Source organism: Hyalangium sp., from assembly GCF_045802625.1.
Taxonomy (GTDB): Bacteria; Myxococcota; Myxococcia; order Myxococcales; family Myxococcaceae; genus Hyalangium.
Genome location: NZ_JBJMQP010000194.1, coordinates 56,610 through 78,946 on the forward strand (window position 1 = coordinate 56,610; position 22,337 = coordinate 78,946).

22 protein-coding genes and 1 tRNA gene are annotated in these 22,337 nt (G+C 68.3%); 10 read left to right on the forward strand and 13 right to left on the reverse strand.

Annotation, left to right across the window (positions count from 1 at the left end; translation table 11 throughout):
- Positions 1 to 37 precede the first annotated feature (37 nt).
- Positions 38 to 1,624 (reverse strand): short-chain fatty acyl-CoA regulator family protein, encoded by a 1,587-nt coding sequence (locus ACJ8AT_RS32825; RefSeq protein WP_407741894.1) that lies wholly within the window; start codon positions 1,622 to 1,624, stop codon positions 38 to 40.
- Positions 1,625 to 2,002: 378 nt separating this feature from the next.
- Between ACJ8AT_RS32825 and ACJ8AT_RS32830 the strand changes: the two genes are divergently transcribed.
- The 6 genes from ACJ8AT_RS32830 (at position 2,003) to ACJ8AT_RS32855 (ending at position 7,454) form a co-directional block, all read left to right on the forward strand.
- On the forward strand, positions 2,003 to 3,220 hold the full coding sequence (locus ACJ8AT_RS32830; protein WP_407741895.1) for a DUF1015 domain-containing protein: 1,218 nt from the start codon (positions 2,003 to 2,005) through the stop codon (positions 3,218 to 3,220).
- A gap of 71 nt (positions 3,221 to 3,291) precedes the next feature.
- A complete protein-coding gene (locus tag ACJ8AT_RS32835; RefSeq protein WP_407741896.1) occupies positions 3,292 to 4,698 on the forward strand; it encodes a hypothetical protein in 1,407 nt (468 codons plus the stop codon).
- A gap of 94 nt (positions 4,699 to 4,792) precedes the next feature.
- A complete protein-coding gene (locus tag ACJ8AT_RS32840) occupies positions 4,793 to 5,449 on the forward strand; it encodes a YceI family protein (protein ID WP_407741897.1) in 657 nt (218 codons plus the stop codon).
- Between the two features lie 74 nt (positions 5,450 to 5,523).
- Positions 5,524 to 5,820, forward strand: coding sequence for a hypothetical protein (locus ACJ8AT_RS32845; protein WP_407741898.1), 297 nt, complete (start codon positions 5,524 to 5,526; stop codon positions 5,818 to 5,820).
- 78 nt (positions 5,821 to 5,898) lie between these two features.
- Positions 5,899 to 6,744 carry a DUF692 domain-containing protein gene (locus ACJ8AT_RS32850; protein WP_407741930.1) on the forward strand — a complete coding sequence of 282 codons (846 nt, stop codon included), beginning with the start codon at positions 5,899 to 5,901 and terminating at the stop codon, positions 6,742 to 6,744.
- A complete protein-coding gene (locus ACJ8AT_RS32855; protein ID WP_407741899.1) occupies positions 6,741 to 7,454 on the forward strand; it encodes a DUF2063 domain-containing protein in 714 nt (237 codons plus the stop codon). Before ACJ8AT_RS32850 ends, ACJ8AT_RS32855 begins: the two co-directional genes overlap by 4 nt.
- A gap of 12 nt (positions 7,455 to 7,466) precedes the next feature.
- On the opposite strand, the gene ACJ8AT_RS32860 is transcribed toward ACJ8AT_RS32855, so the two are convergent.
- Genes ACJ8AT_RS32860 through ACJ8AT_RS32875 form a run of 4 tightly spaced genes read right to left on the reverse strand, consistent with a single transcriptional unit; the run spans position 7,467 to position 11,536 of the window.
- A complete protein-coding gene (locus ACJ8AT_RS32860; protein WP_407741900.1) occupies positions 7,467 to 8,507 on the reverse strand; it encodes a carboxypeptidase regulatory-like domain-containing protein in 1,041 nt (346 codons plus the stop codon).
- Between the two features lie 23 nt (positions 8,508 to 8,530).
- Positions 8,531 to 10,171 (reverse strand): caspase domain-containing protein, encoded by a 1,641-nt coding sequence (locus tag ACJ8AT_RS32865; RefSeq protein WP_407741901.1) that lies wholly within the window; start codon positions 10,169 to 10,171, stop codon positions 8,531 to 8,533.
- Between the two features lie 2 nt (positions 10,172 to 10,173).
- On the reverse strand, positions 10,174 to 10,956 hold the full coding sequence (locus ACJ8AT_RS32870) for a hypothetical protein (RefSeq protein WP_407741902.1): 783 nt from the start codon (positions 10,954 to 10,956) through the stop codon (positions 10,174 to 10,176).
- A 4-nt stretch (positions 10,957 to 10,960) separates the two neighbouring features.
- A complete protein-coding gene (locus tag ACJ8AT_RS32875) occupies positions 10,961 to 11,536 on the reverse strand; it encodes an RNA polymerase sigma factor (protein WP_407741903.1) in 576 nt (191 codons plus the stop codon).
- 131 nt (positions 11,537 to 11,667) lie between these two features.
- On the opposite strand from ACJ8AT_RS32875, the gene serC reads away from it, so the two are divergent.
- Positions 11,668 to 12,756: a 3-phosphoserine/phosphohydroxythreonine transaminase gene (serC, locus tag ACJ8AT_RS32880; RefSeq protein WP_407741904.1), complete on the forward strand. Its 1,089-nt coding sequence runs from the start codon at positions 11,668 to 11,670 to the stop codon at positions 12,754 to 12,756.
- 9 nt (positions 12,757 to 12,765) lie between these two features.
- On the forward strand, positions 12,766 to 13,332 hold the full coding sequence (locus tag ACJ8AT_RS32885; RefSeq protein ID WP_407741905.1) for a chalcone isomerase family protein: 567 nt from the start codon (positions 12,766 to 12,768) through the stop codon (positions 13,330 to 13,332).
- Positions 13,333 to 13,335: 3 nt separating this feature from the next.
- Here ACJ8AT_RS32885 and ACJ8AT_RS32890 read toward each other — a convergent pair whose 3' ends face one another.
- The 4 genes from ACJ8AT_RS32890 to ACJ8AT_RS32905 form a co-directional block, all read right to left on the reverse strand.
- Entirely contained in the window at positions 13,336 to 14,382 is a 1,047-nt protein-coding gene (locus ACJ8AT_RS32890) for an SDR family oxidoreductase (protein ID WP_407741906.1), read from the reverse strand.
- Between the two features lie 103 nt (positions 14,383 to 14,485).
- A complete protein-coding gene (locus ACJ8AT_RS32895) occupies positions 14,486 to 14,944 on the reverse strand; it encodes a radical SAM protein (protein ID WP_407741907.1) in 459 nt (152 codons plus the stop codon).
- An 87-nt stretch (positions 14,945 to 15,031) separates the two neighbouring features.
- Positions 15,032 to 15,104 (reverse strand) — tRNA-Gly (locus tag ACJ8AT_RS32900).
- Between the two features lie 71 nt (positions 15,105 to 15,175).
- A complete protein-coding gene (locus tag ACJ8AT_RS32905; RefSeq protein ID WP_407741908.1) occupies positions 15,176 to 17,236 on the reverse strand; it encodes an ABC transporter substrate-binding protein in 2,061 nt (686 codons plus the stop codon).
- A 138-nt stretch (positions 17,237 to 17,374) separates the two neighbouring features.
- On the opposite strand from ACJ8AT_RS32905, the gene ACJ8AT_RS32910 reads away from it, so the two are divergent.
- Entirely contained in the window at positions 17,375 to 18,229 is an 855-nt protein-coding gene (locus tag ACJ8AT_RS32910) for an NADase-type glycan-binding domain-containing protein (RefSeq protein WP_407741909.1), read from the forward strand.
- Positions 18,230 to 18,284: 55 nt separating this feature from the next.
- On the opposite strand, the gene ACJ8AT_RS32915 is transcribed toward ACJ8AT_RS32910, so the two are convergent.
- The 4 genes from ACJ8AT_RS32915 to prfA all read right to left on the reverse strand — a co-directional run bounded on the left by ACJ8AT_RS32915 (position 18,285) and on the right by prfA (position 22,045).
- Positions 18,285 to 18,674, reverse strand: coding sequence for a zf-TFIIB domain-containing protein (locus tag ACJ8AT_RS32915; protein WP_407741910.1), 390 nt, complete (start codon positions 18,672 to 18,674; stop codon positions 18,285 to 18,287).
- Positions 18,675 to 18,788: 114 nt separating this feature from the next.
- On the reverse strand, positions 18,789 to 20,057 hold the full coding sequence (gene murA, locus ACJ8AT_RS32920) for a UDP-N-acetylglucosamine 1-carboxyvinyltransferase (protein ID WP_407741911.1): 1,269 nt from the start codon (positions 20,055 to 20,057) through the stop codon (positions 18,789 to 18,791).
- 12 nt (positions 20,058 to 20,069) lie between these two features.
- Entirely contained in the window at positions 20,070 to 20,948 is an 879-nt protein-coding gene (gene prmC, locus ACJ8AT_RS32925) for a peptide chain release factor N(5)-glutamine methyltransferase (protein ID WP_407741912.1), read from the reverse strand.
- The gene (gene prfA, locus ACJ8AT_RS32930; RefSeq protein WP_407741913.1) at positions 20,945 to 22,045 is read right to left on the reverse strand and encodes a peptide chain release factor 1; all 1,101 of its coding nucleotides are present in this window, start codon (positions 22,043 to 22,045) and stop codon (positions 20,945 to 20,947) included. The genes prmC and prfA overlap by 4 nt, the downstream gene beginning before the upstream one ends.
- Before the next feature lie 149 nt (positions 22,046 to 22,194).
- Here prfA and ACJ8AT_RS32935 point away from each other — a divergent pair, with 149 nt between their 5' ends.
- On the forward strand, positions 22,195 to 22,323 hold the full coding sequence (locus ACJ8AT_RS32935) for a hypothetical protein (RefSeq protein ID WP_407741914.1): 129 nt from the start codon (positions 22,195 to 22,197) through the stop codon (positions 22,321 to 22,323).
- Positions 22,324 to 22,337 lie beyond the last annotated feature (14 nt).

Here is a 22,337-nt window from a genome sequence, read left to right on the forward strand (position 1 = left end):
GTGAGGCGGGAAGGGGAGCTCAGCCCCCGGGGTCAGCTCAGCTCTCCGTCTCCTTGTTGCGGCGCCGGGCCTGCTTGTCCAGCAGTTCCTGCCGGCCGTTCTTATCGGCGCCATTCCGGTCGCCGCTGTCCCCGCGCTCGCCCTTGTCGCCCTTCTCGTGCACCAGCAGCGGCGAGAAGAAGCAGTCCTTCTTGGTGTACTCGTCGAAGGCGAAGGCGAAGCGGTAGCTGGCCGCCGCGCGCTGGTTGCAGTCGGTGCGCTCGCAGAACCGGCAGGTGATGCCCGTGGCCACCGCGTCCTTGCGCAGATCATTCGTGGGCAGCCCATAGGCCAGGTACTTCGCGTTCTCCGCGTGGGTGCCCAGGCCAATCGAGTACGCGGTGCCCTTGACGATGGAGCCTTCAATCGGCTGGAGCTGCACCTTGGCGAAGCAGAAGTACGCGGTGCCGTCCGGCATCATCGAGTACTGCCGCGTGAGCTGGCCCGGGTTGAGGAAGGCCAGGTGCACGGCCCACTTGCCGCACGAGCCTCCGCCAGAGGCGAACTTCAGCCCCGTGCCGCTGTAGCGCTTGGAGATGTTGCCGGCGATGTCCGCGCGCAGGAAGTGGAACGGCAGCCCCATGCGCTTGGGATCCGAGAGGTTGCACAGCCGGTGGGCCACCGTCTCGTACGTGGTGCCGAAGATGCTGGACAGCAGCTCCACGTCGTAGCGCGTGCGCTCCACCTCCTTGAAGAAGTCCCCGTACGGCAGCATCAGCGCGCCGGCGAAGTAGTTGGAGAGGTTCACCTTGATCAGCCGCAGCGTCTCCGCGTGGCGCGTGCGGCCGGCGCCCACGATCCGCTCCACCAGCTTCGTCCGGTCCATCAGCAGCAGCCCGATCGAGGTGGCCACCTGGAACTTCAGCGGCTGCTCGGTCAGATCCGGCGAGAGCGTCAGGGTCTGCTCCGTCAGATCCAGGCGCCGCACCACGGACGAGCCGCTCGGGCCCCGCTCGAACCCCACGCGGAAGCCGAACCGCTCCTCCAGCAGCCGGATGAGCTGCGAGCTGGTCAGCAGCCGCTCCAGCTTGAAGTCCCGCCGCAGCGCGTCCGCCTGCTCTTCCAGCTCGGGGAAGTAGTTGCGGTGGGACTCCAGGAAGTCGCTCACCTCGTCGAAGGGCGAGTAGTCGTAGCGCAGGCCCGGCCCGTCGTTCGACTGCGCCCGGGTGCGCTCCTCGTTGGAGAGCTGCGCCAGCACGTTCTCCAGCTGCGTGCGCGTGTTCTTGTAGAGGTTGAAGAGCGCGGCCACCGTGCCCGCCAGCTTCGGCTCGGCCGACAGGCTCTGCAGCGACTCCGAGTCGATATCCAGGCTCTTGAGCAGCGGCTCGTCCAACAGCTTCGCCAGCGCCTCGTCCACCCGGCCCTCGCCCAGCGTGGACATGAACTGCTCGGGATCCTGATCGAAGTAGCGCAGGGCCTTCCACAGCAGCGGGAAGGGCATCACCCGCTTGCCCTTCTCGATCAGGTTCAGGTACGCCGGGGACACCCCCAGCTCCTTCGCCGCGTCCGTCTGCTTGATGTTGCGCGCCAGCCGCAGGCCCCGGAGCTTCAGGCCCACGTTCGCGTTGAGTGCGTTTTCGTTCATTACCTTGTCCTACATTGCGAGGCGTTCAGGCCCGCGTCCGCCACGCTGGGGCGCACTGTGCAAATCGATTTACCGATTTGCAATCAACGTTTCGTGAGGGGAGCGCCCCTGTCTCAGGGGCAACGAACAGGCAGGCCCCTAACAGTCCCGGAGCGTTCATTCCCGGAAAAAGAGAGTCTTTCCGGGGGATTACATCCATTCATGCACGAGGAGCCCCGGGGCATTTTACCCCATGGTCAAGGGTTTACTGACACGCTGCGCCATGAAAATGGGAGGACCGAGCATCCCTCGGGGAGCGGGGTACAACAGATGAGGCTCGCATCGCCGGGGCCTTTGAGCCAGCCTCTGGGGCTCGGACCCTGACCCTGGAGCGACTCCTTGGCCGAACTCCGTCCCTTCCGTGGCCTTCGCCCTCCGAAGGAACTGGCGCAGCAGCTGGTGGCACCTCCTTATGACGTGGTGAACGCCGAGGAGGCTCGCGCGTATGCGAAGGGCAACTCGCGCAGCTTCTTCCGCGTCTCGCGGCCGGAGATTGATCTGCCGCCCGGCACGGACGAGCACTCGGACGCGGTGTACGCGAAGGGCCGGGAGAACCTCGCGCTCTTCCAGAGCCAGGGCTGGCTGAAGCAGGACACCGAGCCGTGCTTCTACCTGTACCGCCAGCGGATGGGCGCGCACGTGCAGACGGGCGTGGTGGCCGCCGCGAGCGTGCAGGAGTACGACGCCGGCCTCATCAAGAAGCACGAGCTGACGCGCGCGGACAAGGAGGACGACCGGACGCGGCACGTGGACGAGCTCGGGGGCAATGACGAGCCGGTGTTCCTCACCTACCGCACCTCGGCGGCCATCGGCGCGCTGGTGGAGGAGGGCACTCGCGGCGCTCCCGAGTACGACTTCACCACCGAGGACGGGATCGGCCACACCTTCTGGGTGGTGCGCGGCGCGCTCAATGCCCGGCTGCAGGAGGCGTTCCGCGCGGTGCCGGCGCTCTACATCGCGGACGGGCACCATCGCTCCGCGGCGGCCTCGCGGGTCCACGCGCGGCGCCGTCAGCGCGGCGAGGGCGGCGGGCATGATCGGTTCCTCGCGGTGATCTTCCCGCACGATCAGATGCAGATCCTCGACTACAACCGCGTGGTGAAGGACCTGCGTGGACAGTCGCCGGAGGAGCTGCTGCGGCGGCTGGGCGAGCGCTTCGAGGTGAAGCAGGGCGCCCAGAAGAAGCCGGATCAGGTGCACCGCTTCGGGATGTACCTGGGCGGCCAGTGGTACCAGCTCACCTCGAAGCCAGGGACGTTCGAGCAGACGCCCACAGGCGTGCTGGATGTGACGATCCTCCAGCGCAACGTGCTGGAGCCGCTGCTGGGTATTGGCGATCCGCGCAAGGACTCGCGCATCCACTTCGTGGGAGGCATCCGGGGCATGCAGGAACTGGAGCGGCTGGTGGACGGCGGGGCGTGGAAGGTAGCGTTCTCCCTCTTCCCGACGAGCCTGGACCAGCTCATGGCCATCGCGGACGCGGGCGAGATCATGCCTCCCAAGTCCACCTGGTTCGAGCCCAAGCTGCGCAGCGGTCTGGTGCTGCACCTGTTCTGATGCGAAGCCGCTCCCTGCCAAAGAGGACCGGAAGAGGGGATGCGAGGCCCGCCCTCCAGTGGCTGGGCCTCGTGCTCCTGTGCGTGGGGCTGGGCGCCTGCCATCCCGAGGTCGCTCCCGCCTTGCGGGCCGAGCGGACCGAGGAGGCGAACCCGGCCCTGCGCTACAACGTCACCTACGTGCACGGGCCCGAGCCCGCCATCGACGTGGAGGTGGTGCTCGTCCACGATGCGCCCGAGGACTTCCTCTTCACCGACGGCGGCGGGGTGGACACCGTCGAGGCCTATGACGAGACGGGCAAGGCCCACGCGCTGTCCGTGCGTGACGGGGAGGTGAGCGTCCCCTCCGGCACGCGCTTCCTCCGCTACCACTATCCGCTGGGAGAGCGGCACAAGCGCAAGCGCAGGTGGGACTCCTTCGCTGGCATGGGGCAGGGGGATGCGTGGCTCATCGCGGGCAAGGCCTGGTTGATCCGTCCGCGCGTGGCGGACCCGGACATCCAGGTGGAGCTCTCGATGCAGGGCGGGGACGTGCTGCTGCCGTGGCAGCCCGGGCCGGGAGGGCTGTACCACCTGAGCGCCGATGATCTCGTGGACTCGGGCATCCACGGCTTTGGTGGCCGGCGCTGCCGGGCGCAGTTGACGGACGCGGTGATGGACGTGGCCATCGAGGGCCGGATGACGCACCTGACGGACGCACAGCTCTGTGACTGGCTCCGCCAGACGGGCGAGGAGGTGCGCAAGATCCGGCGCGACTTCCCCTACCCGCGGATCACCGTGGTCGTCTATCCGGTGCCGGGGCATGACGAGGCCAACGTCTTCGGCATGGTGATGTGGAGCACGCCGCCCAGCGTCGCCCTGCTGGTGGGCCAGGACACGACGCTCAATGCGCTCTCCGAGGACTGGGTGGCGCTCCATGAGATGCTGCACCTGACCCACCCCGCGATCCTCCCGCGCACGCCGTGGATCTCGGAGGGGCTGGCCACCTACCTCACGGAGATCGCCCGCTCTCGCGCGGGTAGGCACTCCGCCGAGCGCTCGTGGGAAGAGCTGCTCAACGGCTTCCAGCGCGGGAGGCAGCAGGCTCACGGGCGGACCATCCAGGAGATGATCGACGAGGACGAGCCCCCGGGGATCTACTGGGTGGGAGCCTGGCTCGCCCTGCGCATCGACGTGGAGCTGCGGCGCGCCACCGGCAACCGGCGGGGGCTGGAGGACGTGCTGGAACTGCTGGCTACGCAAGGATCCACTGCCACTGTAGCTTCCTATGGAGCGGCGGTGGATGCGGTAGCCGGGCGCCCCCTCTTTGACGCGCTGCTGTCCGAGGAACTGCGTCGCCCAGCTTTTGCCGGACTGGAAGGTTTGCTACAAGAACTCGGCGTGACGCCCACTCCGGGCGGCGTCAAGCTTCAACCGGCTCGGGATAGTGTGTTGCGTGAGGCACTGGACGGACAGAGCGCGAGCCGCGCGGAGAAATGAACACAGCCGGAAAATTCGGCCCGTAACCGTCGGCGCGGCCTCTGCGTAGAACATGCATCCACAGTGCGCCCACTTTCGTAGAGATGAGGTCACCATGTCCGTGCGTTCCGCCGTACTGATTCTTGCCACCCTCCTGCCGCTGGCCGTGGGCGCCCAGTCCGCGCCCGCGAAGACGCCGGCCGCTCCTGCGGCCTCGGCCAGCCAGACGTTCACCTATAACGACGAGCTCCACCGCGACACCGTCACCTTCATGCTCGACGGGCCGCTCGAGGTCATCAACGGGCTGTCCAACCAGCTCAAGGGCTCGGTGACGGTGCAGAACAGCAAGGCCAGCGGCCGCTTCACGGTGCCGGCCAAGTCCATCAAGACGGGCAATGATCTGCGCGACGAGGATCTGCTGAACGATCGCTGGCTGGACGCGGAGAAGACCCCGGACGTCATCTTCGAGTTCAAGGACGTGCAGCTGCCCGAGGCGCTCGAGCCCAACAAGCCCGTCAAGGTGCAGACGAAGGGCAACTTCACCATTCGCGGCGTCACCCGCGAGGAGCCGGTGGAGGTCACCGCCGTGCTCTTCAAGGAGAGCGCCGAGACGAAGAACCGCGCTCCGGGCGATCTGCTCCGCCTGCGCGCGAAGTTCCGCATCCCGATCGAGGCGTACGGGATGAAGCGGACCAAGGCGTTGATCCTCAAGGTCGGCGAGGTCGCGGACGTCGCCGTCGACGCCTGGGGCTCCACGCAGTTCAAGCTGTAGTAGCGCCAAGGTTGTACCCCCAACGCAGTACCCCAACGCAGTACCTCTCAACGCAATCCCGAAAGGAATCATCCATGAACGTCAAGGCTCTGGCTGCCATCGTCGGTACCCTCTCGCTGGGCGCGCTGGCCACCGGCTGTGCGTCCAACAAGGCCTCCGAGGGCACCACCTCGACCGACGCGGCCACCAAGGGCACGGAGTCCTCGTGCAAGGGCACCGGCGCCCAGAAGGGCACCGAGTCCTCGTGCAAGGGCACCAGCGCTGCCCCGAAGGGCACGGAGTCCTCGTGCAAGGGCTCCAGCGCGGCTCCCACCCAGGAGAAGGGCTCTGAGGGCAAGTGCGGCGCCGGCTCGTGTGGCGGCAAGAAGTAAGCACCTGTCTTGAGTCGACGCGGGCGGTGGGGAGGAGACTTCCTGCCGCCCGTGTTGTTTTCAGCCGAGGATCTCCACGTGTCCAACAGCTACGCGCAGAGGCATGGACTTCAACCGCTGGGAGCCGGCATCGGCCTGCGGCGCAGCTTCTACGAGACGCTGCCTGCCACCGAGCGCACCGTTGACTGGCTGGAGATCATCCCCGAGAACTTCCTGGCCCTGGGCGGCCGCCCCCAGCACACCCTGGACGCGTGCGCCGAGCGCTGGACGGTGCTGCCGCACGGCGTGGGGCTGAACATCGGCGGGCCGGATCCGCTGGACGAGGAGTATGTCACCCGGCTCGCGGCGCTGGTGGAGCGGGTGGACGCGCCCTTCTTCTCGGATCACCTGTGCTACTCGCGGCTGGGTGGGGTGTACCTGCACGATCTGCTCCCGCTCCCCTTCAATGAGGAGGTGGTCGAGCACGTGGTGCCCCGCGTCCGCGAGGTGATGGCCCGGGTGGGCCGCCCCTTCCTGCTGGAGAATCCCAGCTACTACGCGAACATGCCCGGCGGGACGCTGGCCGAGGCCGACTTCCTGCGCCACGTGGCCGAGCAGGCCGACTGTGGCCTGCTGCTGGATGTGAACAACATCTACGTCAACGCGCAGAACCACGGGTATGACCCGCGCGCCTTCGTGGACGCGCTGCCGCTGGAGCGCGTGGTGCAGATCCACCTGGCCGGGCACGATCGCTACCCGGACGTCATCATCGACACGCACGGCGCTCCGGTCTGTGACGAGGTCTGGTCGCTCTACCGCTACGTGCTGGATCGCTCTGGCCCGGTGTCCACGCTGATCGAGTGGGATCAAGCCATCCCCTCGATGGAGGCGGTGATGGACGAGGCGGACCGGGCGCGCGCGGTGCTGCGGGAGGTGGCGCGATGAAGCCCAGCCTGCGGCACTTCTTCGACTCGATGGGGGACTTCCTCGCGGATCCCTCCCGGCAGGAGCGGCTCCACGCCGAGTACCCGGGCTGGAACGCGCCGCCCTCACGCGTGGCCATCTACGGGCAGTTCGTGCGCGGCCACGTGCGCACCACGCTGGAGAAGCTCTACCCGCTCACCCTGGCCAGTGTGACTCCCGAGTGCTGGACGCGCCTGGTGGAGGGGTACACCGCCACGCGCCCAGCCCGGCACCATGAGATGAACCGGATGGGCGAGGCCTTCCCCGCCTTTCTGGCGGACGTGGCCGTGGCCGAGGGGCTGCCGGAGTTTCTCCCCGCGCTCGCGCGCTTCGAGTGGGCGGACTGGGCGGTGTACGTCTCGGAGGAGCAGGTGCCCGAGCGCGCGGAGCGGCTCACGGTGAACCCGACGCTCACGGTGCTCCAGCACCCGTTCCGGCTCTGCGCCTATGTCCGCGAGAAGGGCAGCGCGCAGGCTCCCGAGGCGGGCGACGAGATGGTGTTCCTGTGGCGCCATCCTCGCGAGCTGACCACCTGGTTCATGTCGGCCCACGAGCGGGCCCTGCTGGCGCTGAAGATGGCGATGGAGGGGCTGTCGTCGAGCGACGTGGCGGAGGCGACAGGCGTGGCGGAGAACGACGTGCGCCGAGCGGTGGAGGAGTGCTCCCGGGACGGCCTGGTGCTCGGGCCGTAGCGCCGCCTCGGCTCAGGGAGCTTCTGCCCGGCACACGCGGCCGCCGACACCGTCCTCGCACGAGTAGTGGGCGGGACACTGCGCCTTGGTGGTGCACCGGAAGGTGCAGAGGCCCTCCAGGCAGAGGCCGTTGACGAGCCCCAGGTCGCGGCAGTGCTGATCCCCATCACAGCTCATGCCCACCCCGCGGTATCCGCCGCACCCGGAGAACTGGGCCGTGTCGGGCAGGCACAGGCCGCTCTGGCAGGTGAAGCCATCATCGCAGTTGGTGGACTGGGAGCACTTCACCACGCAGGCCGAGCCCCCCTCGGGCAGGGGCTGGCAGGTGGAGCCGGCGTGGCACTTCCAGTCCCCATCGCAGGGAGTGCACAGCGGGCCGTCCTCGCACTGGAAGCCGCGGCAGGTGAGGCCCAGACCGCACTGCGAATCCTCGAGGCACTCCACGCACCGGCCGTCCTGGGCACAGCGGAAGTCGTCCTCGCACCCCGTCACCGAGCACCCGCCCTGCGGCTCGGGCAGGTTCACCCTCACTTCCTTCTGCTCACCGGCGCTCACGCACGTCTCGGCGGTCACATCCGGGAAGCCCGAGATCGAGACGCCCAGCGTGTAGCAGCCATCCGGAAGTGGGCCGATGTTCAGCCGCTCCATCTCCTCCAAAGGTAGCTGCTGCAAGGGGGTGCCCACCACGGACACGGTGGCCCCGTCGATGTCCTGGTGATCGGGCGCCTTCACCCGCACGGACAGGAAGCTGGCCTCCTTCGGGGTCAGCAGGCCCACGGTGACGGACTGCCCGCCCTGGACGACCACGGGCTGGCGCAGGGCCTTGCTCGAGGAGGCGATGATGAACAGCTCGGCCTTGCCCGCCGGGACGCCCTCGAGCGTGAACGAGCCATCCGCCGCCACGGGGCCGCGCACGTCCGGAGAGTCGAACACGGACACATAGGCCACGGAGGGATCGCTCTCGGTGAGCTGGCCATGCACGGTGCCGACGAGGAAGGGCGCGTTCTCCAGATCGCCGCAGCCGGCCGTGCCCGCGGTCAGCACGACAGCCATCGCAATGTGGAGTGCGCGCTGCATCAGAAGCGATACCCCATCCCGGCTTGCCAGCCGGTGAAGCCTACCGCCTGCCCCTGCCCATCGACCACGACGTACGTCAGCATCATCTGCATCTGGGAGGTCAGCTCCAGCCTGTCGCCGAGCCGCCACACCGCGCCGCCCACCACGCCGGGGCTCACGGTGAAGTACTGCTGACCTCCGACGAAAGCCTCCACATCAAAGGACCGCCGAAGGTACAGAGCGGCCACGCGCGGCCCGGCGAATACCATCAGCCGGTCCCAGCGCCACAGGTAGGGCATGCCCACACCGGCGGAGAAGCGGGTATAGGCGAAGGGGACCTCGGAGCCCGGGACGAGCTGGAGGCTGTGCCGGCCGTGGCTGCCGCTGACGTCCAGCATCAGGCTGAAGTCCTGCAGCGGCCGATCCTCCAGCCGCAGCACCACGCCCAGCTCGGGCGAGGCGGGCAGCAGCTCCTTGCGGCTCTGCCCATCCACGAACGAGAACAGCCCTCCCATCACCGAGAGCGAGCGGTGCGGGAAGGTCTCCGCCAGCAGCTGCTCCAGCGGCAGGCGCTCGCCCGCGTTCATGTCCACCTCGCGGCGCACCAGCACCGAGTCACCCTTGGTCAGCTCCACGGTGCGGTGGCCGGGCACCACCGCGGTGCCTCCGGGCAGCTCCGTGCGCGCCTCGCCATCCACCTTGAGGGTGAAGCCATCCAGCCGCGGGTTGTACGAGAACAGCTCCGGGCGCCCCAGCCGATCGATGCTGCCGGAGAGCACCACCGGATCCGCCCCCACCTCGAGGATCTCCGCGGACGGGCGCTGGCGCCCCTGCGTGAAGGCGAAGGTGCGGCGGCGCGCGTAGTCATGCGCCTCGGTGGCGGTGACGGCGCCGTCCGCGTTGCGATCCGCCGAGCCGTTGAGCCCCTCGATGAGGAAGTACGTGTAGATGTCGTTCTGCAGGCCCTCGTCCTCGCGGGCCGTCTCGCCCCAGTCGCAGGCGGCGAACACCATGGAGGCGCGGCTCGACTCCTCCAGGGGGCGCGCGTAGAAGCCGGACTTGATCCCGGCCAGCTCCTCCTCCAGCTCCTTGGGCAGCAGGGACTTGCCGCTGCCGCTGTGGCAGGTGGCCAGCACCAGCAGCCGGCGCCGGCTGGGCAGCTTGTCGAACTCCGCCTTCAGCACGTCCATGGACAGCGCCGTCTGGGAGATGGCCCGGTACGAGGCGTCCTGGGTGACGAGGTAGCGCTTGAGCTCGCCCTGCCCATCCCGGGACAGCGTGCCGTGCGCGGAGAAGTACACCACCACCACGTCGTCCGGCCGGGTGGCCTCCTGTTGCAGCTCCTTCAGGGCCGCGAGGATGGCCGTGCGCGTCGTCTGATCAGGCCGGGTGAGCAAGCGCACCTGATCGAAGTGCCCGCGCGCCGGATCCCCCAGCGCCGTGGCCAGATCCTGCGCGTCCTTCTCCGAGTAGCGCAGGTTGCGCCACTGCGGATCCTGGAACTCGGAGATGCCGACGAGCAGGGCGAGGCGCCTCGGGGCGTAGGCATTGGACAACGCCGCCTCGTCGAGCTTGAGCGGCACCAGGCCGCCCTTCTCGTGGGCAGAGGGGCTCGCGCAGGCCACGAGGGCTCCGAGCAGGATGAGGACGAGGCGCTTCACGATCAGCGCGGATTCTGGCCGTTTTGAACGAAGACGTCGAACCGTGCGACGGACAGCGGATTGTCTCCCTGGGCCGTTCCGCCCTCTAACGCCTTCTGGACTTCATCCGGAGACAGCTCCTCACCCGCCGGAGAGGCCACCAGCCACAGCGTCACCGTCCCCTGCTCGCCGGTGAGGCTCACCCCGGTGAGGCCCTGGGGGCCTTCCAGATCGTGCGTGCCCGCCTCCAGCCGGAAGCTGCCGAGCCGCTCGGGGGTCCCCTTGTCCACCTGCTGGAAGAGCAGGGCGCTGCCCGCCTCGGTGGAGTGGTAGCGCAAGAGCAGCACATCCTCCGGCTGCACCGCCGCCTCCGGATCCAACCGCCGCAGCTGGCCCTCCGCGCTTCGAGCCGCCGCCACCAGCTCCAGGGCGATGCGGCCCGAGCCCTTCACCCCATTCCAGCGCTGCTCCCGGGGAGGAGCGATCAGGCGCGGCACCAGCACCCCACCCAGCACGCAGGCCGCCACCGCGGCGGCCACTCCCACCCACCGGCCGAGGTGGTTGGGTGTGCGCAGGCGTCGCTTGAGGCGCATCCAGCCCACCTCGTCCAGCGCGGCCTCCTTCGGAGGGACCAGCCCGAGCAGGAGCGAGTCCACCTGCCCCTCGAGCAGGCCCGGGCCGGAGTGCTGGGCGAGGAACTCCTCGCAGACGTCGCACGGGGAGGCCAGGTGCTCCCGGAAGTAGGCCACCGCCTCGGGCTCCCGGGCGGCCAGTGCGCTCAGCGTCTGGGCATCAAGGTGCTTCATGACATCACTCCCACCGCCCGGCGAGCACGCGCCGCAGCAGCTCCCGCTTGATGCGCGCCCGGAACCGCTCCAGCCGCATGGTCACCGCGCTCTTGCCCACGCCGAGCTGCTCGGCGATCTCGCGCGCGGACAGCTCTCCCTCCAGGTAGAAGAGCTGGACGGTCTTCTTCTCTTCGCCCTCGGGCAGCTCGGAGATGAGCTGACGCACCACGGCGATGTCCCGCTCCACCTGGAGCGCCTCGGGCAGGGCGGGGACGGCTTCGGGCTGAGGATCCTGGGTCTCGTCCTCCAGCCGCCGCTGATGGGTCTTCCGCTCCAGGCGGGTGCGCGCCCGGTTGCGGGCAATGGACAGGAGCCACGCCTCGAAGGCCCCAAGCTCCTTGAGCCGGGGCAGCGCCTTGAACGCTCGGACGTAAGTCTCCTGGATCACGTCTTCCACCTCATCCGCATCCAGCGCGGCAAACCCCGAGGTCAGCCGGGCCACCAGGGGCCGTGTTCGCCGGTACAGCTCTCCAAAGGCGGACTCCTCCCCCCGCGCGGCCCTCCGCACCCACTCTGCCAGTTCCTCTGAGGAACCCACCTGTCCTCCTGACCTCCGGAGCCGCCTGTCGGCCACACGCCACGTGTCACACCCCGCCTGCTCTTCATGCTGGCCCCCGAGGGCCCGTCGGAGAGAATGGCGGCGCGGTTCACTTCCTAAAGGACACAGCCATGCGCGTCATCAACTTCAATGCCGGCCCCGCCGGCCTGCCCCTGCCGGCGCTGGAGCGGGCCCGCGACGAGTTGTTGGACTTCCAAGGGTCCGGGATGTCGATCATGGAGCACAGCCACCGGGGCAAGGAGTACGAGGCCGTCCACAACGAGGCCATCTCCCTGCTCACCGAGCTGCTGGGCATTCCGGCCACGCACCAGGTGCTGTTCCTCCAGGGAGGCGCCTCGCAGCAGTTCGCCCAGGTGCCGATGAACTTCCTCACCGCGGGGGCCTCGGCGGACTACCTGATGACGGGGGTGTGGAGCGAGAAGGCCCTGGACGAGGCGAAGTACTACGGCAAGCCGCGCATCGCGGGCACGGCCCTCAACGCCAGCAAGGGCTACACGCGCGTGCTCAAGCAGGCCGAGCTGCAGCTGGATCCGGCCGCCGCCTACGTCCACATGACGAGCAACAACACCATCTACGGGACGCAGTGGCACACGTTCCCGGAGGCGGGCCGGGTGCCGCTGGTGGCGGACATGAGCTCGGATCTGCTGTGGAGGCCGATCGACGTGAGCCGGTTCTCGATGATCTACGCGGGGGCGCAGAAGAACGTGGGGCCCTCGGGGATCGTGCTCGTCATCGTGGCCAAGGACTTCATGGCCAAGGGGCGCACGGACATCCCGAAGATCTTCCGCTACAGCACCTACGCGGAGAACAACTCGCTGTACAACACGCCGCCCACCTTCGCGATCTACCTGTGCCGCAACGTGCTGGCGTGGATCAAGGGCGTGGGAGGCCTGAAGCAGATCGAGCAGTGGAACCGGGAGAAGGGCGAGCTGCTCTACGGCGCCATCGATCGCAACGCGGCCTTCTACCGGGCGCCGGTGGAGAAGGAGTCGCGCTCGTACATGAACGTGGTATTCCGGCTGCCCACCGAGGCGCTCGAGGAGACGTTCGTGTCCGAGGCGAAGAAGGCGGGCATGGTGGGGCTCAAGGGCCACCGCACCGCGGGAGGCATCCGCGTCTCGCTGTACAACGCGGTGACGGTGGAGAACGTGAAGGCGCTGGTAGCCTTCATGGATCAGTTCTTCAAGAAGCACGGCTAGGAGGAGTCCATGAAAGCGACACTGTCCGCTGTGGTGCTGTCCCTGACGCTCGCGCTGCCCGCTCTGGCCACGGAGAAGGAGGTGGCGGGAGTGAAGTTCCCCGACACCACCACCGTCGAGGGCAAGACGCTCAAGCTCAACGGCGCGGGGCTGCGCAAGAAGTTCGTCTTCAAGGTCTACGCCGCGGGGCTCTACCTGGAGAGCCCCACACAGGACGCCGCGCAGGTGATCAGCTCGGATCAGACCAAGGTCGTGCGCATGAGCATGCTGCGCGACTTGGAGAAGGGGAAGATCACCGAGGCCATCACCGACGGCGTGGAGAAGAACAACAAGGCGCAGATGCCGGCGCTGAAGGCGCGGCTGGACACCTTCAACGCGGCCATCCCTGATTTGAAGAAGGGGGACGAGCTGACGATCACCTACGTCCCCGGCAAGGGCACGCGCGTGGCGAGCAAGAGCGGGCAGGAGATGTCGGTGGAGGGCAAGGACTTCGCGGATGCCCTCTTCGGCGTGTGGCTCGGCAGCAACCCGGTGGATGGCGATCTGAAGAACGGGATGCTCGGCAAGGAGGACTGAGCTTCAGCGAGCCGAGCCCGCCGAGGCGGTGTCCTTCAGAAGCCCGAGCTGCACCAGGCTCTCGGCGGTGGCGACGATGGACTCCTCGTTCGAGCGAGGAGCCCAGCCCAGCATGCGCCGGGCCTTCTCGTTGGTGGCGTTCTTCTTCTTGCCGAGCTGAGGCACGAACTGCCGTATCGCCGGATCACGCATCGCGGCGATGCGCACCAGCCAGTTGGGCAATTGGAAGGACGGCACTTTCCTGGCCACCGCGCCCATGCGGGCCTTCAGCACCTTGGCAATGTCGAGCATCGACATGAAATCGCCAGCGACGGAGATGAAGCGTTCGCCCTTGGCGGCGGGATGAGTCATGGCGCGGATGTGCAGGTCAGCGACGTCTCGCACATCAACGACACCAAAATAGAGCTTTGGGCAGCCGGGTAGGGCGCCGTCCAACATGCGCTTCACCAGGTGAATCGAAGTCGAATAGTCAGGCCCGAGAATCGGGCCGAGGACACCCACCGGATTGACGACGGAGAGCTCGAGGCCGCCCTCCTTGGCGATGAAGTCCCAGGCCGCTCGTTCGGCCAGAGTCTTGGACTTCACATAGGCGGACACGTGGTCATCGATGGCCGTCCAGTTCGTCTCGGTGAACGGCTTGTCATGTGGCTGCTCGCCGTAGCCAATCGCAGCGAACGAGGAGGTCAGCACCACGCGCTTGACGCCAGCGGCGCGCGAGGCCCGCAGCACACGGAGCGCGCCTTCACGCGCGGGCACGATCAGCTCGTCCTCGTGCTTGGGGACGGCCGGGGGAAAGGGCGAAGCCACGTGCAGCACGTACTCGCAGCCCGCGACGGCCTCCGGCCAGCCCGCGTCGCTGGTGAGATCCGCGGCGACGAAGGACAAGCGATCGCCCGGCTCGGTGCCGCCCTGCTTCAGCATGGAGCGCACGTCGCCCTCGCGCTTCAGGCTCCGCACCGTGGTGCGCACCTGGTGGCCCGCGGCCAGGAGCTGCAGGATGCAATGGCTGCCAATGAAGCCTGACCCGCCGGTCACCAGAATGGTGCTCATTTCCCCCTCCTCGAGGTCCTCACGCGCCGCGGTTTGCCCGCGGACACAGTCATATCCCACGGTGAGGCTTGCTGTGCACGCAGTCTGAGGGGCCCGAGGCTGCTCAGAACAGGCTGAGCTGGGCCGAGGGCCGCGCCGGCCGCTGGAAGGTGGTGGGCGCGGTCTCCGTCATGGAGGACATCCGCATGCCGACCTTGCGCGCCGCCGTGTCGAACAGGCGCTCGATGGTTTGAGCGTAGATCCCCTCGCCGCGCATGCGGTGCTGGAAGCGGGGATCCGACAGCTCTCCGCTCCGAGTCTCCCGGATGCGGTGCAGCACCCGCTCGGCGCGCAGGGGCAGCTTCTCGCGCAGCCGCTCCTCGAAGACGTCCTTCACGGGGCCGGGCAGGCGCAGCAGGGTGTAGTGGGCCCGGGTGGCGCCGGCCTCGCGCGCGGACGTGAGCACCTTGGCGATGTCCTCGTCATTGAGGCCCGGGATGATGGGGGCCACGGACACCGCCACGGAGAGGCCCGCCGCCGCGAGCCGCTCGATGGCCTGGAAGCGCCGCTTCGGCGTGGCCACGTAGGGCTCCCCAGTCAAGGCCACTCGGGGAGCCTCGGAAACACGAAGGCCGGTAGCCCCGAGTGTGGAGCTACCGGCCTTTTGTTGAGCGGCGGACGGGATTCGAACCCGCGACCCCGAGCTTGGGAAGCTCGTGCTCTACCAACTGAGCTACCACCGCGACCGAAGCGAGCCCAAGGTAGGAGTCCGGCCCTGCCTTGTCAACGACAAGTGACAGCGGCGTCCGCTGCGCTACTCACCTTCCTCCACGGTGAGTTGGTACGGGTCCTGGAAGTTGGACTCGCGGTTGCGCGCGTCGCGGACCTCCAGGATGTAGACGCCCGGCTCGGCGCTGTAGCGGATGTTCTCCGGCTGGTCGCCCTTGGCGCGATCGGACGTCTGCACGAGCGCCAGCTTGCCGTCCGCGCCCAGCCGGTGGAGGTACAGCCCCACGTCCACCTTGAGGATGCCCAGCAGCGTGGCCCGGATGGGCGTGCGCACCGGCCGGTCCGACAGATCCAACCGGAAGTAGTCCACGTCCCTCGTCGGGTAGATCGTGCCGCGCATCGCCTTGCCGAAGGTGAGGTCCGTGGCGCGATCAGGCGTGTTGTTCGGCTCGCGCTCCTCGCTGCCGTTGTCCGGCACCGTGGTGAGGGTGATCCGGTACGGCTGGTCCGCGTTCTCGTAGTCCTTCACCCACTTGCCGCCGATCTTCTTCGCGGCTCCCTCGACCTTGAAGTAGCAGGTGCCGTTGCAGGACACGTTGTTGAGGCGCTCGGGCTCCTTGATGGCGCCGTCGTTCGCCCGCAGCGTCACCGTCTCCTGCGCCCCGTCGCCCGTCGGCGGATCCACCGCCGACAGCACCAGGTCCAGCCGATCCACCCCGGACAGCTCCACCTTCGCGAGCACCGGCTCGGTGGTCTTCAGCACGTAGTAGTCCACGTCGCTCTTCGGTGCGAGGAAGCCCTCCTTGAAGCCCGAGCCGATGATGGGCGTGGCCTTGTAGAGCTCGTCGTTGGGCTCCAGCTCCGCGTTGGCCCCCGCCTCCTCCAGCGAGACGGAGAGGGTGTACGGAGTCGTCGCGTTGTAGCCGCGCTTGCCCTCCTTGCCCGTGCCGCTCCAGGTGCTCTTCACCACCACGTAGATGACCTTGTCCGCGGCGCGAACGCCGATGTTGCGCAGCGCGAGCGCCTCGCCCTCCTTGCCGCGCAGCGAGAACAGGGGCGCCTCCGCAGCGGAGAGCACCGCCAACTCCGGCCGCACGCCCTCGATGGCGGACAGCTCGATCTTCAGCGCCACGCCCGGCAGCTCTGGAGGCACCTTCATGCCCGCATCGATCGCCTGACCCAAGGCCCAGGCCGCGCCGGTGGAAGGGTCCGTGGTGGTGCCAGAATCAGGAGACGTGGGCGCGCCGGGAGCGGGCGCCGCGGCCGTTCCACCCGTGGACGGTGTGGTGGTGCCATCCGCCGGAGGTGTAGCGCCCTCGGTGGGAGGCGTCTCTCCCGAGGGAACCGCAGTGGGGGTGGAACCTTCACCGGAAGGCGGTGTCCCCTGGGGCGTCGTAGGCGCGGCGCCCTCGGTGGGCGTCGGAGTCGGCGCAGGCGTCGGAGTCGTCGACGGTTGCGGAGTCGTCGGTGTGGTCGGCGCAGGAGCCTGAGTCGGGGCCGGGGCTGGAGGCGTGCCGCCGGTGGGTGCCGGAGCGGGGGGGCTCGCCTCCTGTCCAGGCAGCTCGATGCGGTACCAGTCCTCGTCTCCCGAGCTTCCGATATAGGCCGCCACGGTCTGCCCCAGCGTCAGCGGGGTCGCGTCCACGGCGCGATCATTGGGCTCGTGCTCTTCGCCCTCACTGGGCTTCCGGTAGCTCACCGTGAGGGTGTACGCGCCACCGCTGCCCTTGCGCGCCGAGGCCACGCGCACATAGCGCTCGCCCTCGACGTAGAGGTTGGGGAAGTGCTCCGGCTTGCCCTCTCCCTCGCTGTTCACCAGCGCGAGCCGGTTCCGGTCCCGGTCATACACCTCGAGCGTCACATCCCCACCCGGGATGCCCGAGACGGTGACGTCCGCGGTGCGTGCGGACGGGGGCGCCAGCCGGTACCAGTCCTCGTCCGCCTTGGCGGGATCGGCCCCGAGGGCGGCGCTCACCACGGCGTCGCGCGCCAGCGTCAGCGCTTGATCCGGACGCTCGTTGGGCTCCTTCTCGCTCAACATGTCCGGGCCGGCGTCCACAGGTCCCGCGTCGGCGACCTCCTCCTGGCCCTTCTTCGGGCAGCCGGCCAGCACGGCGCACACAGCAATCCAGCCCAGATGTCGCATCGCGTTCGCTCGCATCGGCCGCCTACTCTTCCCCGTGGGGACTGGGTGTCAAGCACCGCAAACACCGGAGCCCCCGTTTTCATCCTGACTTGCCGTGGACTGGAGAGTCACTCGGAGACCGATCCAAGATGGGCCGCCATGCGTCGCCCCTTGCTCCTGCCCAGCCTGTTGATCCTCGCCGCTGCCCCGTCCGCCTTCGCCGCGCCGCCTCCCTCCGTGGGCTACGCCCAGGCGGAGGACTACCTCGACAAGGACTCCCACCCCGGGCGCTACAACCCGCTGAACGTGCTCGACGCTCGCGACTCCACCGTCTGGTGTGCCGCTCAAGGGGAGGGGGCTCGGCCTGTGATGACCATCGGCTTCAAGGGCGTGGCCACCGTGGACGAGGTGCGCGTCTACACGGGCAACGGCTCGGAGCGGGACGCCTTCAAGGCGTACGCCCGGGCGAAGAAGATCGCCCTGGAGGGCAAGGACACCGCGCGCAGCTTCACCCTCGAGGACAAGCGCGGCCAGCAGACCATCCCGCTCAACCCGCCCGTGTCCGGCGCGTGGATCACCCTCGAGGTGAAGGACACCTTTCCCGGCTCGGAGCCCCACGCCCCGGTGTGCCTCACGGACGTCGTCTTCTACTCGGGGGGCAAGCCGCTGAACGGGACGAAGCTGGCCCCCTCCCTGAAGTACGACACGCGCATGGCGGCGCTGCTGGGCACCTGGTTCGGGGGCCTGGAGGGCGCGCCGGACCGGTTCCTGTCCTTCTACGTGGATGGGACGTACCGCTTCGTCCACGAGCCGCTGGGAGGCGGCGAGCCGAGCGTCGTCACCGGCACCTACTCCGCCTCGAGCTCCCGGCTGTCACTGGAGCTGCCGAAGAAGGGCAAGGTGTCGACCCGTTTCAACCGGGCGGAGGCCGAGGGCTCGACGGGGGCCTACACGCTCACCCTGGAGGGCGATCTCCCGGACGCGTGGAAACAGCCTTTCCGCAGCCGCCCCTGAGCGAGCGGTTCGCAACCGCGGCAGCAGAAGGGTCCGCGACCTCTCCTGGGCAGCGCTAGACCGCGGCGGACTTCTTCTTGGCGCTGAAGGCCTTGAAGAAGTCGATGATCTCCTTGATGGCGATCTTCGCGTCGGTGGCGTCCTGGAACTCCGACTCCAGGAAGATCCCGCCGCAGGACTCGCAGGAGTCGTAGCTGAGGGGGTGGTTGCGATCACCGCCGGTGATGCGCACGAGGTCCACCTGACACTCGGGACACTGGCCTGTGAGTGCTTCCGTGTCGACCTTGCCGCCCAGACTCTCCAGACCGGGAAGATTGTTGTGGAGCAGGACCCGGTTGAGGTCGGCGACGTCGATCCACAGTCCGCCGCATTCTCCACACTTCCGCAACGCCAATTCGTCCCCTTCGAGATCGGCCATCTCGACGTTGCAAGCGGGGCAATCCATGGGGCGGTTCGTTCTCCTGGTGGGGGGAGGCATGCTCCCCGTGAGTAGGAGAATGATAGGGCGGCCAAATTTCAGGATGCAACCGCCCCCGGTCGTTCTGTTGGCAGTGAACCCTCAAGCCTCCTTCACGCGCCGGATGTCCGCTCCCAGGCTCCGCAGCTTGCGTTCGAGCCGCTCGTAGCCCCGGTCCAGGTGGTAGACGCGGGCTACCTCGGTGCGCCCCTCGGCCCGGAGGCCGGCGAGGATCAGCGAGGCGCTGGCCCTCAAGTCGGTGGCCATCACAGGGGCGCCCGACAGCTTCTTCACCCCCTTCACCACGGCGGTGGGGCCCTGGATGGTGATGTCCGCCCCCATCCGGTGCAGCTCCGCCACGTGCATGAAGCGGTTCTCGAAGATGTTCTCCGAGATGACCGAGGTGCCGTGGGCCACGGACATGAGGACCATGAGCTGAGCCTGCATATCCGTTGGAAATCCGGGGTGTTCGGTTGTCGTCACATCCACCGGGCGGATGGTCTTGGGCGCCTTGCAGCGCATGCCCCCGTTCTCGGTGGTGATGGTGCAGCCGGCCTCGCGCAGCTTGAGCACCACGGCCTCCAGGTGCTCGGGCACGGCGTGCTTCACCAGGACGTCCCCGCCGCTGATGGCCGCGGCCACCAGCAGGGTACCCGCCTCGATGCGGTCGGGCAGGATGGCGTGCTCCACCGGACGTAAGGAGTCCACCCCGTCAATGGTGATCACGGAGGTGCCCGCGCCCTCGATCCGGGCGCCCATCTTGTTGAGCACCCGGGCCAGCTCCTCGATCTCCGGCTCGCGGGCGCAGTTCTCCAGCACGGAGCGGCCCTTGGCCAGCACCGCCGCCATCATCACGTTCTCGGTGCCGGTGACGGTGATCAAATCGAAGTTGACGGTGCCGCCCTTGAGCTGCTTGGCGCGGGCCTCCACGTAGCCCTCGGTGAGGGTGATCTCCGCGCCCAGCGCCTTGAGGCCCTTGAGGTGCTGATCAATGGGCCGCGCGCCGATGGCACAGCCGCCCGGCATGGAGACGCGCGCCCGGCCGTAGCGGGCCACCAGGGGCCCGAGCACCAGCACGGAGGCGCGCATGGTCTTCACCAGCTCGTACGGGGCCTCGGGGGTGATGTGCTTGCCCACGGAGACCGTGCACACGTTCTTCTGGCGCCCCGTGAGGCGCTCGGACTCGCAGCCCATGGTCTCGAGCACCTTGAGCATGGTGGAGACATCCACCAGATCCGGCACGTTGCGGTAGGTGCTCGTCCCGTCGGCCAGCAGCGAGGAGGCCAGGATGGGGAGCGCGGCGTTCTTGGCTCCCGACACCTTCACCTCCCCGTGCAGCGCGGGGCCTCCCTTGACGATGATCTTGTCCATCGGTCCTGTCTCTCACCCCTGTGGCGCGGTGGCCGCAGGTTGTGTCCCAAATGCCAGGCGGTCCCGCCGCTCCAGGTCCTTCTCCACGCGCGCGTCCTCGAATCCCGCGGCCTGAAGCAGCTCCCGGACAGCGTTGCCCTGGGTTTCTCCAATCTCCATTGCAAGGAGGCCGCCAGGCAGCAGGCACCGGCGGGCCCCCTCGATGACGCGGCGGATGACGATGAGCCCGTCCTTCCCGCCATCCAGGGCCAGGTGAGGCTCCCGGCGCACCTCCGCCGACAGCCCCGGAATCTCCCCGGAGGCGATGTAGGGCGGATTGGAGACGACGAGCTGGAAGCGCGCATCCGCCGGCACCGGGGCGAAGAGATCTCCCTGGACGACGGTGACGCGGGCGCCCACGCCCAGGGCCTCGGCGTTCTCCCGAGCGAGCGCGCAGGCGTCCGGCGATACGTCCGTGGCCAGGAGGGAGGCCTGGGGGCGCTCGGAGGCGAGGCTGATCGCGATACAGCCCGAGCCGGTGCACACGTCCAGGGCTCGGCTCGGAGCGTCCTTGGGCAGCACGCGCAGCGCGGCCTCCACCAGCAGCTCCGTCTCGGGGCGGGGGATGAGCACCCGCGCGTCCACCTTGAAGGAGCGGTTGTAGAACTCCTTCATGCCGGTGAGGTACTGCGTGGGCTCGCCGGACATGCGCCGCTCAATGAGGGCGCGGAAGGAGGCCAGCTCCTCCTTGGCGAGCGGGCGATCCAGGTCCACGTACAGGCGGACCCGGCTCGTCTTCAGCACGTGCGCCAGCAGGATCTCGGCGGTGAGCCGCGGCGAGTCCACCTGACGCTTCTCGAAGTGCTGCGTCGTCCAGGTGAGGACCTTGCGGATGGTCCAGGTCTCGGTCATGCGCGGGCGGTGGGGCCGGAGCCGGGGCCCCCGCCGGTCTGCTGCTTGAGGGCCTCGGCCTGGTAGTAGGTGCGGCAGGCGGTGATGACGTCCTCGACGCCCCCCGCCATGATGGCCGGCAGGTTGTGCACCGTCAGGCCAATGCGGTGGTCCGTGAGCCGGTCCTGCGGGAAGTTGTAGGTGCGGATCTTCTCGCTCCGGTCCCCCGTGCCCACCTGGCCGCGGCGCATGGAGTCGCGCTCGTTGCGGATGCGCTCCTGTTCAATCTCATAGAGCTTGGCGCGCAGCATGCGCATGGCCTGGGCGCGGTTCTTCGTCTGGCTCTTCTCCTGCTGGCACTTCACGACGATGCCCGAGGGGTGGTGGATGAGGCGCACCGCCGAGTCCGTCGTGTTCACGCTCTGTCCACCCGAGCCCGTCGAGCGCATCACCTGCATCTCGATGTCCGCCGGGTTGATCTGGATGTCCACGTCCTCGGCCTCGGGCATCACCGACACGGTGATGGTGGAGGTGTGGATGCGGCCCTGGGCCTCGGTGGCCGGCACGCGCTGCACGCGGTGCACGCCGGACTCGTACTTCATCTGGCTGTAGACGCCATCGCCGGACAGGGTGATGGTGGCGTCCTTCACGCCGCCCGCGCCGCCGGGGCTCATGTCCACGATGTCCGCCGACCAGCCCTTGCGGGCCGCGTAGCGGAGGTACATCTGCATGACTTCCTCGGCGAACAGGCCGGCCTCGTCGCCGCCGGCGCCCGCGCGGATCTCCAGGATGACGTTCTTCTCGTCATTGGGATCCTTGGGCAGCAGGAGGATCTTGAGCTGCGCCTCCAGATCGTCGCGCTGCTGCTTGAGCCCGGGCAGGGCCTCGCGGGCGTAGGCCTTCTCGTCCGCGTCCCCTCCATCCAGCCAGGCCTCCACTTCCTTCAAGTCATCCAGGACCTTGCGGTAGGCGCGGAACGTCTCGACGAGCTTCTCCAGCCCGGCCCGCTCCTTGGAGACCTTCTGGAGCTTCGTGGAGTCTCCGAGCACTTCCGGGTTGGATAGGTCAGCGGTGAGGCGCTCGAACCGGCGCTCGACCTCTTCAAGCTTGTCAATCATCGTCGTTCCCGGGGTATTGCCCCGTTGGCTGGCCGCTGGCAAGGGCGGAGGGCGTCAAGAAATTCCTTGGAAGCTTGGGCAGGAGCGTGAAAGAAGGGCGCCCGTTGCCGCTACACTGCGGCTCAACAACTGCACTGGAGTGCTTGAACATGCCCGCCCAGAAGGGAAATCGCAGCAAGAAGAAGCTGTCCAACCGCGCGAAGACGAAGAAGGCGTCCCTCAAGCGCCGTCGCGCTCGCGCCCCGCGTGGCCAGAGCAACAAGGCCAAGCACAAGTAATCCGCTGGCGCGGG

Coding starts and splice junctions, on each gene's coding strand:
- prfA (WP_407741913.1), bottom strand. CDS start 22,045: ATGATTGACAAGCTTGAAGAGGTCGAGCGCCGGTTCGAGCGCCTCACC.
- murA (WP_407741911.1), bottom strand. CDS start 20,057: ATGGACAAGATCATCGTCAAGGGAGGCCCCGCGCTGCACGGGGAGGTG.
- ACJ8AT_RS32885 (WP_407741905.1), top strand. CDS start 12,766: ATGAAAGCGACACTGTCCGCTGTGGTGCTGTCCCTGACGCTCGCGCTG.
- ACJ8AT_RS32860 (WP_407741900.1), bottom strand. CDS start 8,507: ATGGCTGTCGTGCTGACCGCGGGCACGGCCGGCTGCGGCGATCTGGAG.
- ACJ8AT_RS32855 (WP_407741899.1), top strand. CDS start 6,741: ATGAAGCCCAGCCTGCGGCACTTCTTCGACTCGATGGGGGACTTCCTC.
- ACJ8AT_RS32825 (WP_407741894.1), bottom strand. CDS start 1,624: ATGAACGAAAACGCACTCAACGCGAACGTGGGCCTGAAGCTCCGGGGC.
- ACJ8AT_RS32905 (WP_407741908.1), bottom strand. CDS start 17,236: ATGCGACATCTGGGCTGGATTGCTGTGTGCGCCGTGCTGGCCGGCTGC.
- ACJ8AT_RS32845 (WP_407741898.1), top strand. CDS start 5,524: ATGAACGTCAAGGCTCTGGCTGCCATCGTCGGTACCCTCTCGCTGGGC.
- prmC (WP_407741912.1), bottom strand. CDS start 20,948: ATGACCGAGACCTGGACCATCCGCAAGGTCCTCACCTGGACGACGCAG.
- serC (WP_407741904.1), top strand. CDS start 11,668: ATGCGCGTCATCAACTTCAATGCCGGCCCCGCCGGCCTGCCCCTGCCG.
- ACJ8AT_RS32890 (WP_407741906.1), bottom strand. CDS start 14,382: ATGAGCACCATTCTGGTGACCGGCGGGTCAGGCTTCATTGGCAGCCAT.
- ACJ8AT_RS32935 (WP_407741914.1), top strand. CDS start 22,195: ATGCCCGCCCAGAAGGGAAATCGCAGCAAGAAGAAGCTGTCCAACCGC.
- ACJ8AT_RS32840 (WP_407741897.1), top strand. CDS start 4,793: ATGTCCGTGCGTTCCGCCGTACTGATTCTTGCCACCCTCCTGCCGCTG.
- ACJ8AT_RS32870 (WP_407741902.1), bottom strand. CDS start 10,956: ATGAAGCACCTTGATGCCCAGACGCTGAGCGCACTGGCCGCCCGGGAG.
- ACJ8AT_RS32915 (WP_407741910.1), bottom strand. CDS start 18,674: ATGGATTGCCCCGCTTGCAACGTCGAGATGGCCGATCTCGAAGGGGAC.
- ACJ8AT_RS32910 (WP_407741909.1), top strand. CDS start 17,375: ATGCGTCGCCCCTTGCTCCTGCCCAGCCTGTTGATCCTCGCCGCTGCC.